Raw genomic sequence first — 13,929 nt, 5'->3', positions numbered from 1 at the left:
GATTCGCCGTCTCGCCGGCGCCGACTCCCGCCCGGCGCAATCATCCCTGCGGCAGCGCAATTTCGTCGCGGTGGCCGAAGCCCTTGCTGTTGTCGATGAAATGGAAGCGTTCCGGAACCAGCCGGAACCAGCGCACCTTGGCCAGGGCGGCGGCGATGGCCGGCGGAACATTTTCCGGCTGGCCGACTATGGGAAACTTCTCGCCGTAGAGTTGCTGGGCGCGCACGGCTTCGTCGCCCTGCAGTTCGCTGACGCGCCCTTCGAGCTGGATGCCCTTGATCCGCGCCCAGTCGCGGTAGTCCTCCTGGATGGTCGCGGCGCAGCGGGCGTCCTGCGCCAGGTTGAGGCAATGGCGGCTGGTCGGTGACGACAAAAATATGAGCGAGCAGCCGTCGCCGGCATAGAACACGGCCGCCGCCCACGGCCCTTCGGCGCCCTGGGTGGCGAGGGTCATGACATGGTGGCCGGCGAGGTAGTCGGCCACCGGCTGCGGCAGTATCGCTTGCATCGGGCTTCCTTCCGTTGCGCCCCTCGAAGCCTGCCATTATGCGGCCGTCGCCCTGCCATGAAACGCCACCGACAAACGGAATGTGCGTACCATGGCGTTTGCTTTGACAGCGATATTTCTGGAACAAGGGTGAGCGCATGAAACTGGTGGTCGGAATCTCGGGGGCAAGCGGCGCGATCTACGGGCTGCGGATGCTCGAAGTGCTGAAGCAGGCCGGGGTGGAAACGCATCTGGTGATGTCGGATTCCGCCAAGCGCACGATTGTCCACGAAACGGACTACACGATCGATGCGGTCAGGGGCCTGGCCAGCCAGGTGCACGACATCAACGACATCGGCGCCAGCATCGCTTCCGGCTCGTTCAGGCACGACGGCATGGTGATCGCGCCCTGCTCGATCAAGACGCTCTCCGCGGTGGCGAATTCCTTCACCACCAACCTGCTGATCCGCGCCGCCGACGTAACCCTGAAAGAACGGCGCCGGCTGGTGCTGATGCTGCGCGAGACCCCGCTGCACCTCGGCCACCTGCGGTTGATGGCGCAGGCGGTCGAAATCGGTGCCGTGATGGTGCCGCCGATGCCGGCTTTCTATCACCGGCCGCAGACCCTGGACGACATCATCAACCAGTCGGTCGGCAAGGCGCTCGACCAGTTCAACCTCGACATCGGCCCCGATCTGTTCAAGCGCTGGACCGGCACCGAGGAGCGCCAGCGCGCCAGGCCGCAGCCAGGCGGCGACGGCAACCGGTAAGCCGCGACACGGGACACGCAAACCCGTGCTGGTGCAGCGCACCAGAAAACAGCGATGATCGATGGACTCGGAATGATTGGAGTTCCAACACAATTGGCGATCAATTGTATATACTCCATCAGGGTTATCGGATTGCCGCCCGGCGGCAACATCCGATAACCCCACCGCATCAGCCTTCTCGAAGTCTTTCCGCCAATCCACGGTGAACACCCAATGACCTATTTCGACGAAGCAACCGAAACCCTGCCGCGCGAGCAACTGGCCGACTTGCAGTTGAAGAAGCTGCAGGCAATGATGGCGGAGCTGTGGAACAGGAATCGCTTTTACACCGCCAAATGGCAGGCGGCGGGCGTGCAGCCGGCCGACATCAAGTCGCTGGATGACCTGCGCCGGCTGCCCCTGACCAAAAAGAACGAACTGGTGGACGACCAGGCCGCCCACGGCCCCTTCGGCACCAACCTGACCTACCCGCAGGAAGCCTATGTCCGCATGCACCAGACGTCGGGCACCACGGGGGCGCCCTTGAAGGTAATGGACACCCATGAGTCATGGGACTGGTGGGGACGCTGCTGGGCGCATGTGCTGGCCGGCGCCGGCATCACATCCTCGGACCGGCTGTTCATGGCCTTCGCCTTCGGCCCCTTCATCGGCTTCTGGGCGGCGGTGGAAGGCGCGCGCAAGATCGGCGCGCTGATGATTCCCGGCGGCGGCCGCGATTCGCAGCAGCGCCTCGAACTGATGCGCGATGCCGGCGCCACCGTATTGTGCTGCACGCCGACCTACGCCTTGCGCCTGACGGAAATCGCCCGCGACATCGGCTTCGACATTGCATCGATCCCGATGAAGGCCACGGTGCACGCCGGCGAACCCGGCGCCAACGTGCCGGCGACCAAGAACCGCATCGAATCCGCGTGGACGGCCCACTGCTTCGACCACGCCGGCGCCTCGGAAGTCGGCGCCCATTCCTTCGAATGCCGCGTGCAACCCGGCGGCACGCACCTGATCGAAAGCGAGTACATCGCCGAAGTGCTGAACCCGCTGACCGGCGAGGCCGTCGCCCCGGGCGAACGCGGCGAACTGGTGATCACCAACCTCGGCCGTTGGGGCTTTCCGGTGATCCGCTACCGCACCGGCGACCTGGTGCGGGTTAACCACGACCGCTGCGACTGCGGGCGCACCTTCCTGCGCTTCGAAGGCGGCATCCTCGGGCGCGCCGACGACATGGTGACGGTGCGCGGCGTCAATGTCTTTCCGGCCGCCGTGGAAAACATCCTCCGCAAATTTTCCGAGGTGGATGAATTCCGCATTACTGTGAACAAGGTCCGGCAGATGGACGAAATGGACATCGAGGTCGAGCTGTGCGAAGGCGCCGATCCCGCGGTGATTCACGAGATCGCGATCAAGCTCGACTGCATGCTGGCCTTCCGCCCGCGCGTGCATCACGTAACGCGAAACTCACTGCCGCGCTTCGACATGAAAGCCAAGCGCTTCCATGTGAAACTCGATGAATGAAGGGCACAAGCGACCTGATAAACTCGCGTCAACGCTCCCATCCATCCATTGACGCAAGCTGACGAATCCATGCCCCCTACCCAGGCCCCCACGTCCAAGGCAAAAACCAGATCCGAGATCAACTACGGCCTGCTGCCGGAACTCGTCGGCTACCAGTTGCGCATGGCGCAAATTGCCCTGTTCCGCGATTTTGCCCAGGGGCCGGGCGAACTCGACGTCACGCCCGGCCTGTTCGGCGTGCTGGTGATCATCGAAGCCAACCCCGACCTGAAGCAGAGCGACCTCGCCCGCGCCACGCACCTCGACCGCTCGACCGTGGTCACGGTCATCGACAACTTGGAACGGCGCGGCCTGGTGGACCGGCGTGCCGCCCTGCACGACCGGCGCTCGAATGCCCTGCGCCTGACCACCGAAGGCACCGCCCTGCTGCGCAAGCTGAAACGCCAGGTCACCCAGCACGAAAAGCGCCTGCTGGGAAATTTCAGCGAAGCCGAGCGCCAGTCGCTGTTCAAGCTGTTGCAAAAGGTTTTCCCCGAACACCGCTGAAATCGCATCGGCAGGTGCCGACAGGCCGCTTTGCCGTCGTTATTGATGGACATCCAACAATTGGTGTAGTATATTAATAACCATTGTCGAAGCGACTTGATGGAGGCCGGGTGATGAGCGTCAGAAACAAAGTCGATCTCTTGTGCGCGCGCATGCACGATGCGCCGCAGTACCCTACCCAGGGCGCGGTGCTGTTCGTCGATCTCGAACGCCGTGAAACCCGCGGCAAGTACCTTCCCGCCGACGTCATGCGCAGCTTCCTCGGCGGCCGCGGCGCCAACATGGTGCTGCTCTATAACCTGCTGGACGAGGAAAAGGACGCGCTCGATCCTGAGATTCCGCTGATCTTCGGCGCCGGCACGCTGACCGGCGACATGCCCTCGGCCACGCGCGGCAACTTCACCAGCCGCTCGCCCGACAGTTATGCCTTTCTCGACGCCAGCGCCGGGGATTATTTTCCGGCTTTCACCAAGCGCCTCGGCTACGACCACATCGTGCTCTACGGCCTGGCGCCGCAATGGACGCTGCTGAAAATCTCGCGCGAAGCCATCGAATTTCTCGACGCGACGCCCTATGTCGGACTGGACAACCTCGACACCGCCGCCGCCGTCGAACGCGACTTCAATGTCACCGAGCGCAAGGACATGGCGCTGGCCCGCATCACCACGGCCGGCGAAAATCTCGCGCTGTGCAGCGGCATCATGGGCGGCATCAAGTCGATCTGGGCGCGCGGCGGCGGCGGCGCCAAGATGGGTTCGCTGCGCCTCAAGGGCATCATGATCCACGGCAAGCCCGGCGATCCGCCGCTGCAGAAGGAACTCAAGGAACACAACAAGGTGATCGGCAAGAAGATCACCTCGACCTCGGTGATCAAGAACGCGCTGAAGCAGGTGGGCACGCCCTTCCTCTACAAGCCCTCGCGCGTGCTGGGCGCGCTGGGCACGCTGAACAACCAGACCACGGCCTGGCACGAATCGCTCGATGCCGACAATTTCGATCCGTATCGCCCCGGCATGGACGGCTGCTACAAATGCCCGGTGCATTGCCGCAACCAGAATGACATGACGCCCGAGGGCAAGGGCGGCTGGGGCTCGGCGGCGCTCAAGGGACTCAAGGGCAATGCCAGTTACGACAAGGCGCAGGCCGATATCGAGCACGGCAAGCAACGCACCTACCAGGGCATCAAGGGCGACGGAAAGTTCGACAAATACGACAAGGGCGACGGCCCCGAGTACGTCACGGTGGGCAAGTTCGGCCCGATGATCGGCATCCGCGAACCAGAGCAGGTGCTGCGCCTCAACAACATCCTCAACGACCTCGGCCTCGATTCCGCCTCGACCGGCAGCGCGATTTCCTGGGCCATGGAGCTGTGGCAGCGCGGCATCATCGACGCCAGCCATACCGGCGGCATCGACCTGTCGTGGGGCAACTACGAGGTGGTCGAAAAGCTGCTGTTCATGACCGCCAAACGCGAGGGCTTCGGCGACACCATTGCCGATTCGGCGCGCGCCGTCGACAAGGGCAAGTACCCGAAGGAAGCGCTCGATTACCGCATGGCGGTGAAGGGCCTGTTCCAGTCCGACCCGCACGACTCGCGCATCCTCAAGGCCTTCGCCCTCGGCCTCTCGGTCGCCACGCGCGGCATGGACCACCTGCGCAATCGCGTCACGCTGGAAATCAACGCCCGCATCAACGACGACGCCGCCTTCAAGACCCAGCTCTACGGCGGCACCGTGGCGCCGCAGCCGAACAGCTACGAGGGCAAGGAAGTGGCGGTGCGCCGCTGCGAGAACACCTTTGCCGTCGGCGATTCGATCGGCATGTGCCGCTTCAACACCAAGCTGTTCAACTCGCCGACCCTGCCCGACTGCGGCGATTTCGCCGTACAGCTGAGCACGCTGACCGGGCAGCCGGTGAGCGCCGAGCAACTCGACGAGATCGGTCGCAACATCACCGGCCTCGAACACCTGCTGAACTTCCGCCTCGGCCTGCGCGCGAAGGACGACACCCTGCCCCGCCGCTGGTTCGAGGAATCCATCGACACCGGCCCGTTCAAGGGCGAAAAGATCGACCGCACCCAGTTCGAGGCAATGAAGGCGCGCTTCTACGAACTGACCGGCCTCAACAGCGAAGGCGTGCCGCGCGCCGACTGGCACCAGAAGCTGGCGCTGGCCGCGACGGGCTTTGCGCTGCGCGTCGAATTGCCCAAGCCGCTGCCCGGCGCCCCGGAGAAATCCATCGTCATCGACACGCCGGTGGCCAACGTCACCGAGTTTCGCCGCGCGCTGCGGCGGCACCTGCCCGAAGCCGTCTCCGCACTGGACGATCCGAGCTGGAACATCACGGTCAATGGCGAAATGCTGTTGTCGGGCGAGATGACGAAGGCACTGCACAGCGGCGACCGGATACAGCTGGTGCCGATCATCGCCGGCGGCTGATCGCCACGCGATGGCCCGGGTTTACCGCTGTCGCGGTTGATTGGACTATGATGGACTCGCTGATCGCATGAATTCAGCCAAAACCATATTCCATCGGAGGTGACCATGGCCAAGAAATCGAAGAACGACAATCCCGTCTACAAGATCGTCGAAGTGGTGGGTTCCAGCACTGTTTCCTGGGAGGATGCCGCAAGCTCGGCCGTTGCAGCGGCCGCCAAGACCCTGCGCGACCTGCGCGTCGCCGAAGTCACCAAACTCGACATGAAAATCGAGAACGGCAAGGTAGCGGCCTATCGTGCCCGCGTTTCCATGTCGTTCAAGTACGAAGACTGACGCTACTCCGGATCGAGTCGTGCAAACGGGGACTGCGGTCCCCGTTTTTATTCGCCATGTCGCCGCGTCGCCGTGTCGCCAGCGCCGACTCTTGCCTGTCCGACCGTTTCAGTCTTCCAGATAGCGTTCCAGCTTTTCCCGCAGTTCGCCCTCGATCGGCACCGAGCCCCAGGTTCTCAGCGAGGCGAGGACAACGGTCAGCGTTGCCTCCACCCGCGCCACGCCGCCGGAAGCGCCCTGGACGTGGAGTTCCAGCGAACTCTTGCCGATGCGCCTGATCGACAGCGACAGGCGCAAGGTCTCGCCCACCTTGCTCGGCGACAGAAACCGGCATTGAATGCTGCCCATCGGCACGCCGAGGCCCTTTTCGACATGGAAGCGCGCGAAGTCGATGCCCAGTCCCTGATTGAACCAGTCCTCGACAAGCTCGTTGAACAGCACGAAATACTGGGGATAGAAGACGATGCCCGCCGGATCGCAATGATGGAAGCGGATCAGCTTGTCGCATTCGAAATGGGCGGTAGTCACGGGATGAGTCTCCTGATGGGGTGATTCCGGGATGATGCGAAGGTCAGGTGTCGAGACGGTCGACGAAACGTACCATGGCATCGATCACGGCTTGCGGCTGATCCTTGTGCGGCGAATGCCGGCAATCCGCCAGCTTCATCAATTCGACGTCGGCGGCAGCGGTGGCCTGATCGGCAATGGCCTCGATCTGCGCCATGCTACCGTATTCGTCATCCACGCCCTGGATCGCCAGGATCGGGCAGCGGATGCCGGCGAGGCAGTCCTCGATGTTCCAGGCGCGGAATTCGGGATGCAGCCAGATGTCGTTCCAGCCGTAAAAAGTGCGGCGCACGTCGCGGTGGTATTTGGCCAGCCGGTCCGGCAGGTCGGTGGATTCGAAGGCGACTTTCGCCGCCTCGATGCTGCGAATCGAAATGTCCTCGACGAAGCAGTGCGGCGCCATGACGACCAGGCCTTCGACGTCGAAGCGCCCGTCGCCCGCATGCAACAGGGCGATCGACGCACCGTCGGAATGACCGACCAGCACCGGCTTCGTAATGTCCAGCGCGGCCAGCAGTTCGGGCAGCGCCTCGCCCGCTTCGCGATGCATGAAGTCGGTGCCGAACGGCGCTTGCAGCACATCGGACTGACCGTAGCCGTAACGTGAATAGACCAGCGTGCGGCAGCCGGAGGCGGCGGCAAGCTTCGCCGGAAAATCGCGCCACATCGCAACCGAGCCCAGGCCTTCGTGCAACAGCACCAGCGTCGGGCGGTTGATCTGGTGCGCCGGGATCAGCTGATATTCGAGGGTGCGGCCAGATGCCGAGATAAAGCCGTTATGCATGGATTAATGCCCGTGAAGAAATCGTAGCGAGCGGGCCGCAGCGGGGTGCGGCCGGAGCGCAGCTACCGGAGCATATGTTGCTATATGCGAGGATAGCGAGCACCGCCCAAACCCCGATCCGGCACGCGCAGTAGATTTATTCATGGGTATTCAGACGCCGAGGAAGCGGTGCATCAATTCCTCATTCTCCGAAAGCTCATTGGAGTCGCCGGCAAACACCACCCTGCCCTTCACCAGCACCACGCTGCGATCCGCCAGCGCCATGACGGCGGCGTAGTTCTTGTCCACGATCACCGTTGCGATGCCGGAGGCGCGAATGGTCTTGATGATGCTCCAGATCTCCCGCGCGATCAGCGGCGCCAGGCCTTCGGTGGCCTCGTCGAGGATCAGCAGGTCGGGATTGGTCATCAGCGCACGGCCGATGGTGAGCATCTGCTGCTCGCCGCCGGACAGCTGTGCCCCGCCGTTGTTCAGGCGCTCGCCCAACCGCGGAAAGGTGTGGATGACGCGATCGAAATTCCACTCGCGTCGCCCCTCCACGCCGGCGCGCGCCGCCATCACCAGGTTCTCGCGCACCGACAGGTTGGGGAAGATGCCGCGGCCTTCCGGCACATACGCGATGCCGCGCCGAGCGATCTCATGCGTGGCGGCCTGGGTCATGTCCGTGCCGCGCACCCTGACCGTTCCTTCACGCGGACGCACCAGGCCGAGCATGGTCTTCAGCAGCGTGGTCTTGCCCATGCCGTTGCGCCCCATGAGGCCGATGGTCTCGCCGCGCCGCACCGCGAAATCGACGCCGTGCAGGATGTGGCTGACGCCGTAGAAGGTATGCAGGCCGCTGGCTTCGAGCAGGGTGTCAGTCATGCAACAGCTCCTCGCCGCCGAGATAGGCCAGTTGCACGGCCGGGCTGGAGCGCACCTGCTCGGGCGTGCCGGATTCGAGCACCTCGCCATTGACCATCACCGTGAGACGACTCGCCAGCGCGAAAACCGCATCCATGTCATGTTCGATCAGCATGATGGCATGCTCGGCCGTGAGGCTCTTGATCAATTCCACCATGCGTTGCGACTCGTGCGGCCCCATGCCGGCCAGCGGCTCGTCGAGCAGCAGCAGGCGCGGCTGCGTCGCCAGGCACATGGCGATTTCCAGCTGGCGCTGTTCGCCATGCGAGAGCGTGGCGGCAACGCGCCGGGCGCGATGGCCGAGACCGGCGACAGCCATGGCTTCTTCCGCCCGTCCGTTGATGTCGGCGTAGCGCCCGGCCTCATGAAAGACCCGCAAGGCATGCGGCGCGCGCGATTGTGCGGCCAGCCGGCAGTTCTCGAAAACCGTGAAGGGCAGGAAGATGTTGGTCTTCTGATAGCTGCGGCCGATGCCCAGCCGCGAAATCTGGTCGGACGCCTGGCCGGCGATATTGCGGCCCTCGAACAGCACCTCGCCCGAGGTCGGCGGCAAGTCGCCGGACAGCAGGTTGGTCAGCGTGGTCTTGCCTGCGCCGTTGGGGCCGATCACGACATGGATTTCGCCCAGGTGCAGATCGAGCGAAACCTCGCTGACCGCAACCAGCCCGCCGAAACGCCTGGTCAGCCCCTTGGTGCGCAGCAGCGGCTCACTCATCGGCCGCCTCCGCCATCGGCTTGCGGCCGAATCGTTGCGCCAGCCCGGCCAGGCCTTGCGGCAGATACAGCGCCACCAGCATGACGAAGATGCCCATGGCCAGTTGCCAATGCTTGGCCGAAGGGCCGAACCACGCCTGGTTGGACAGCACTTCCTGCAGCAGGACAAAGGCGAATGCCCCGACCACCGGCCCGTGCAGCGTGCCCATGCCGCCCAGGATGACCATCATGAGCACGGCGCCCGACTGGTGCCAGGAGAGGATTTCCGGATTGACGAAACCGTACTGCACGGCGGCCAGGTAGCCGGCCAGGCCCGCCAGCGCACCGGAGAGAATGAAACTCGCCAACTGGTAGCGAAATACCGGGAAGCCCAGCGCACGCATGCGATGCTCATTGACCTTGATGCCCAGCAGGGCGCGGCCGAAAGTGGAGCCGAGCACGCGGCGCAGCAGCAGGTAGGCGGCCCCCGTCAGGGCCAGCGCCAGCCAGTAGAAGTTTTCCAGCTTTTCCAGATCGAGCAGCTGGAACTCGCCCAGCTTCATGGTCGGCTTGGCATAGATGTAGATGCCATCCGAACCGCCGCCGATCTTGGTGTCGTGGAAAATGAAGAACAGCATCTGGGCGAAGGCCAGCGTGACCATGATGAAATAGATGCCGCGCGTGCGCAGCACCAGCGTCCCGGTGACCAGCGCAAACAGCGCGCAGACGCCCATCGCCGCCGGCAGCGACCACCACAGGCTGACGGCCTCGTACTTCGGCGCCAGCAGCGCCAGCGCATAGCCGGCGAGGCCGAAGTAGGCGGCGTGGCCGAAGCTGACGAGCCCCGTGTAGCCGACCAGCAGATCGAGGCTCATGGCGAAGATCGCCATGATCAGCACCTTGGTCAGCAACTGCGTGTAAAAGGTGCTTTCGACCAGCGGAAACAGCGCGAGCAGGCCAAGCACGACGTAAGGCAACCAGTTCGTCAGGCGATGATTTTCCATCCGTTCAAGCTCGTCCGAAGAGGCCTTCGGGCCGCCAGACGAGGACGATCGCCATCAGCACATAGACGATCATGCCGGCCACTTCGGGAACCAGCACCTGGCCGAAGGTTTCGGCCAGGCCGATCATCAGCGAGGCGGCCATGGCGCCCTTGACCGAGCCGATGCCGCCGATGACAACGACCACGAAGCAGATGATCAGCACCTGGCTGCCCATGTTCGGGAACACCGAGGAGAGCGGCGCGTTGATCATGCCGGCGAATGCAGCGAGGACGATGCCCAGCGCAAATACCAGGGTGTAGATAAGCTTGATGTCGATGCCGAGCGACTGCACCATTTCGCGATTGCTGGCGCCGGCGCGAATCATCATGCCCAGCCGGGTTTTCTGGATCAGGAAGTAGAGGCAGGCCGCAAGCAGCAGGCAGACCCCGGAAATCGCCAAGCGATAGACCGGATAGGAAAGATTTTCCGTCAGCGGAATCGAATGACTGAGCAGCGCCGGCACCGCAACGCCATGCACGTCGTCGCCCCAGATCACGCTGCGCAATTCCTCGAAGACCAGAATCAGGCCGTAGGTGAGCAGGACCTGATACAGGTGGTCGCGCTGATACAGGTGGCGGAACAACAGGCGTTCCAGTGCCATGCCGAGAATCACGGTCAGGGGAATGGCCAACAGAATGGCCGCGGTCAGGCTTCCGGTGAGGCTGGACAGCGACCACGCCAGGTAGGCGCCGACCATGTAGAAACTGCCGTGCGCCAGGTTGATGATGCCCATGATGCCGAAGATCAGCGTCAGGCCGCTGGCGACCAGAAACAGCAACAGCCCGTACTGCAGGCCGTTGAGCAACTGGATCAGGAAAAAGGCGAAATCCATTAAAAAAGGCGGCAGTCATCTGCCGCCTTTCGATCGGGAAATGTTATGCCTTGCAACCGCGCGCAGGATCGGCCAAGGCCTTCCAGGCCACGCCCTGAACCTTGTTCTCCTTGCCGACCACCTTGCGCAGATACATGTCCTGCACCGGGTTGTGGGCTTTCGAGAGTGTCCAGGGGCCGCGCGGGCTGTCGATCTTGGCCGCTTCCATGGCCTTGATCATGCCCGCCTTGTTGCCGACGTCGCCCTTGACGCCGTCGAGGCCGGCCGCCAGCAACTGGCCGGCGTCATAGCCCTGCACCGCATAGACGTCCGGCTGCAGCTTGAAGGTCTTGGCATAGGCGAGGCGGAAGGCCTTGTCCTTCTTGGTGTCGAGACCGTCGGCATAATGCAGCGTGGTTTCGATGCCTTCGCCGGCATCGCCCACCGCATCCAGCACGCCGTCGGTGAGGAAGCCCGAGCCGTAGAGGGGGATCTTGCCCTTGAGGCCCGCCGCCTGATAGTCCTTGAGGAACTTGGCCGCGCCGCCGCCGGCGAAGAAGGCCACCACGGCATCGGGCTTGATGCTGGCGATTTCGGTCAGCAGGGCCTGAAACTCGACTTGCGGGAAGGGCACATACAGCTCCTTGGTCAGCTTGCCGCCTTCCTTCTCGAAGCCCTCCTTGAAGCCGGCCATCATCTGTTCGCCCGCTGCGTACTTCCAGGTGATGAACACCGCATTCTTGTGGCCCTTGGCCTTCAACACCTTGCCCAGCGCATGCGTAGTCTGCCAGTTGGAGAAGGAGGTGCGGAAAATGTTCGGCGCGCACAGCGGGCCCGTCACTTCGTCGGCGCCGGCGTTGGGGTTGATCCACAGCGTGCCCGACTCGCGGATCACCTTGGCCATGCCCATGGCGACGCCCGAATGCACGGTACCGATCACCACATCGACCTTGTCGCGCTGGACCAGCTTGTTGGCATTTTCCGGCGCCTTGGCCGGGTTGGATTCGTCGTCCACGGTGAAATATTCGATCTCGCGCCCGCCCAGCTTGCCGCCGCGCTCTTCGATCGCCAGCTTGAAGCCGTTGGTGATGGCGACGCCGAGTTGGGCAAACGTGCCGGTGTAGGGCAGCATCAGGCCGACTTTCAGCTTGGCCTGCTGGGCCAGCGCCATGCCGGCCGGCAACAAGCTTCCCGCGGCTGCCGCACCGGCAATCGCGCTGCTGCCCTTGAGGAATTCGCGACGGTCATACGGGGCTTTTTGATTCTTGTGCATTGTCTTGCTCCTCGTTGGAAACTGTATGTAGGCAGGGCTTCTTGTTGTTCATGCCCGCCCCGGAATTTGAGGCCCAATCACAACACTTCCACGCCGGTGCGTCAAGCCGGTTGACAACAAACCACACTGCATTTCGCGCGATTCAGCGCAGCTTGAAACGCTGGATCTTGCCGGTGGCCGTCTTCGGCAGTTCGGCGACGAATTCCAGCCAGCGCGGATACTTGTAGGGCGCCAGCTTTTCCTTGACATGCAGCTTGAGTGCCTCGGCGAGTTCATCCGAGGGTTTGATGCCCGCCTTGAGCACCACGTAGGCCTTGGGCTTGATCAGCTCATCGGTGTCGGCATGGGCCACCACCGCGGCCTCCAGCACCGCTTCGTGGGTCATCAGCGCGCCTTCCACCTCGAACGGCGAGACATAGATGCCGGATACCTTCAGCATGTCGTCGGAGCGGCCGCAATATTGAAAATAGCCCTCGGCGGTTTCGATGTACTTGTCGCCGCTGCGTGTCCACTCGCCCATGAAGGTATGGCGTGACTTCTCCCGGCTGTTCCAGTACATGGCCGCCGCGCTCGGCCCGTTGATCTGCAGTTCGCCGATTTCGCCTTGCGCGACCGGGTTGCCGTCCTCGCCGATCAGGCGCACCGCGTAACCCGGAACCGGTTTCCCGGTGGTGCCGTAGCGCACTTCGCCGCTCCGGTTGGAAAGGAAGATGTGCAGCATTTCGGTGGAGCCGATGCCGTCGAGAATCTCGACGCCGAGTGTTTCCGTCCAGCGTCGGCCGATGTCGGCCGGCAGTGCTTCTCCGGCCGAAGCACAGACGCGCAGGCGGGTCACTTCCTCGCGCTTGAGCATGTCGGGGCTGGCCAGCAGCGCGCCATAAAGGGTCGGCACGCCATAGAAGATCGTCGGCTGGTGCTGGCGCAGGCGCTGGAACACCGCCTGTGGCGTCGGCCGCTCGCCCATCAGGATGGTGGTCGCTCCGACCGACAGCGGAAAGGAAAGCCCGTTGCCCAGGCCATAGGCGAAAAACAGCTTGGCGGCCGAGAACACCAGGTCATCTTCGCGGATGCCGAGGATCGGTTTGCCGTAAAGCTCGGCGGTCTGGATCAGGTGCGAATGCAAGTGCACCGTGCCTTTCGGCGTGCCCGTCGAGCCGGAGGAATACAGCCAGAAACAGAAGTCGTCGCAGGTGGTCGGCGCGGGCTCGAAACCGGCGCTGACGCCCTTCATCAGGTCGCTCAGACAGGGATGCCCCTTGCCATCCTTGCCCGAAACGATGACGTGCCGCAAAGTCTTGTGCTTCGCCACGATGGGTGCAAACGCCGGCCACAGCGCCTCCGAAACCACCAGCGCCCTGGCCCGCGAATCGCCGAGCATGAAATCGTAGTCGGCCGTGGTCAGCAGCGTATTGGCGGCAATCGGCACGATGCCGGCCTGGATGCTGCCGAGAAATGCCGTCGGGAAATCGATGGTATCGAGCAGACACAGCATCACCCGGTTCTCGGCCTCCAGGCCGATGCCCGCCAGCACATTGCCGAAGCGGTTGACCCGCTCGGCCAGGTCGCCGTAGGTGTAGCTGCCCTGATCGTCGATGTAGGCAACCTTCTGCGCGCGTCCGGCCTGCAGATTCCTCTGGATCAGGTCGTGGGCCGCGTTGTAGTGGCGCGGAATCGATACGCGCGGCGGCGAGCTGGCGTGATCGGCGGAACTCAGTTCTGGCATGGTGCTCTCCTCCTCCGCTCTGTGGCGGGTGACTCAAAAGCGCCGC

The 13,929-nt window shown here is 63.5% G+C and carries 14 protein-coding genes; 5 read left to right on the top strand and 9 right to left on the bottom strand.

The window, feature by feature from the left end; all coding sequences use genetic code 11:
- Nucleotides 1–40: 40 nt before the first annotated feature.
- Nucleotides 41–508, bottom strand: a complete 468-nt coding sequence (locus tag SUTH_RS08305; protein WP_041098483.1) for a pyridoxamine 5'-phosphate oxidase family protein — start codon at nt 506–508, stop codon at nt 41–43.
- Between the two features lie 137 nt (nt 509–645).
- On the opposite strand from SUTH_RS08305, the gene SUTH_RS08300 reads away from it, so the two are divergent.
- From SUTH_RS08300 to SUTH_RS08280, 5 genes are all read left to right on the top strand, one after another.
- The gene (locus SUTH_RS08300) at nt 646–1,257 is read left to right on the top strand and encodes a UbiX family flavin prenyltransferase (protein ID WP_041098481.1); all 612 of its coding nucleotides are present in this window, start codon (nt 646–648) and stop codon (nt 1,255–1,257) included.
- Nucleotides 1,258–1,470: 213 nt separating this feature from the next.
- Nucleotides 1,471–2,769, top strand: coding sequence for a phenylacetate--CoA ligase family protein (locus SUTH_RS08295; protein WP_041098479.1), 1,299 nt, complete (start codon nt 1,471–1,473; stop codon nt 2,767–2,769).
- A gap of 69 nt (nt 2,770–2,838) precedes the next feature.
- Nucleotides 2,839–3,315: a MarR family winged helix-turn-helix transcriptional regulator gene (locus SUTH_RS08290; RefSeq protein ID WP_041098477.1), complete on the top strand. Its 477-nt coding sequence runs from the start codon at nt 2,839–2,841 to the stop codon at nt 3,313–3,315.
- A 113-nt stretch (nt 3,316–3,428) separates the two neighbouring features.
- On the top strand, nt 3,429–5,753 hold the full coding sequence (locus SUTH_RS08285) for an aldehyde ferredoxin oxidoreductase C-terminal domain-containing protein (protein ID WP_041098475.1): 2,325 nt from the start codon (nt 3,429–3,431) through the stop codon (nt 5,751–5,753).
- Nucleotides 5,754–5,858: 105 nt separating this feature from the next.
- Nucleotides 5,859–6,086 carry a dodecin family protein gene (locus tag SUTH_RS08280; RefSeq protein ID WP_041098474.1) on the top strand — a complete coding sequence of 76 codons (228 nt, stop codon included), beginning with the start codon at nt 5,859–5,861 and terminating at the stop codon, nt 6,084–6,086.
- 108 nt (nt 6,087–6,194) lie between these two features.
- Here the strand turns inward: SUTH_RS08280 and SUTH_RS08275 are convergent, their stop codons facing one another.
- From SUTH_RS08275 to SUTH_RS08240, 8 genes are all read right to left on the bottom strand, one after another.
- Nucleotides 6,195–6,614 (bottom strand): acyl-CoA thioesterase, encoded by a 420-nt coding sequence (locus tag SUTH_RS08275; RefSeq protein WP_041098472.1) that lies wholly within the window; start codon nt 6,612–6,614, stop codon nt 6,195–6,197.
- A gap of 43 nt (nt 6,615–6,657) precedes the next feature.
- The gene (locus SUTH_RS08270) at nt 6,658–7,437 is read right to left on the bottom strand and encodes an alpha/beta fold hydrolase (RefSeq protein ID WP_041098470.1); all 780 of its coding nucleotides are present in this window, start codon (nt 7,435–7,437) and stop codon (nt 6,658–6,660) included.
- Between the two features lie 150 nt (nt 7,438–7,587).
- A complete protein-coding gene (locus SUTH_RS08265) occupies nt 7,588–8,301 on the bottom strand; it encodes an ABC transporter ATP-binding protein (RefSeq protein WP_041098468.1) in 714 nt (237 codons plus the stop codon).
- Entirely contained in the window at nt 8,294–9,055 is a 762-nt protein-coding gene (locus SUTH_RS08260; protein ID WP_041098466.1) for an ABC transporter ATP-binding protein, read from the bottom strand. The genes SUTH_RS08265 and SUTH_RS08260 overlap by 8 nt, the downstream gene beginning before the upstream one ends.
- Nucleotides 9,048–10,037: a branched-chain amino acid ABC transporter permease gene (locus tag SUTH_RS08255; protein ID WP_052473453.1), complete on the bottom strand. Its 990-nt coding sequence runs from the start codon at nt 10,035–10,037 to the stop codon at nt 9,048–9,050. The genes SUTH_RS08260 and SUTH_RS08255 overlap by 8 nt, the downstream gene beginning before the upstream one ends.
- Before the next feature lie 4 nt (nt 10,038–10,041).
- Nucleotides 10,042–10,908: a branched-chain amino acid ABC transporter permease gene (locus tag SUTH_RS08250; protein WP_041098464.1), complete on the bottom strand. Its 867-nt coding sequence runs from the start codon at nt 10,906–10,908 to the stop codon at nt 10,042–10,044.
- Nucleotides 10,909–10,951: 43 nt separating this feature from the next.
- Entirely contained in the window at nt 10,952–12,160 is a 1,209-nt protein-coding gene (locus tag SUTH_RS08245) for an ABC transporter substrate-binding protein (RefSeq protein WP_041098463.1), read from the bottom strand.
- A 142-nt stretch (nt 12,161–12,302) separates the two neighbouring features.
- Nucleotides 12,303–13,883 carry a benzoate-CoA ligase family protein gene (locus tag SUTH_RS08240; protein WP_041098461.1) on the bottom strand — a complete coding sequence of 527 codons (1,581 nt, stop codon included), beginning with the start codon at nt 13,881–13,883 and terminating at the stop codon, nt 12,303–12,305.
- Nucleotides 13,884–13,929: the final 46 nt, after the last annotated feature.

Source organism: Sulfuritalea hydrogenivorans sk43H, from assembly GCF_000828635.1.
GTDB classification, from domain to species: Bacteria; Pseudomonadota; Gammaproteobacteria; order Burkholderiales; family Rhodocyclaceae; genus Sulfuritalea; species Sulfuritalea hydrogenivorans.
The sequence above is the reverse complement of the archived record's forward strand: the minus strand, read 5'-3'. Positions and strand labels throughout refer to the sequence as shown.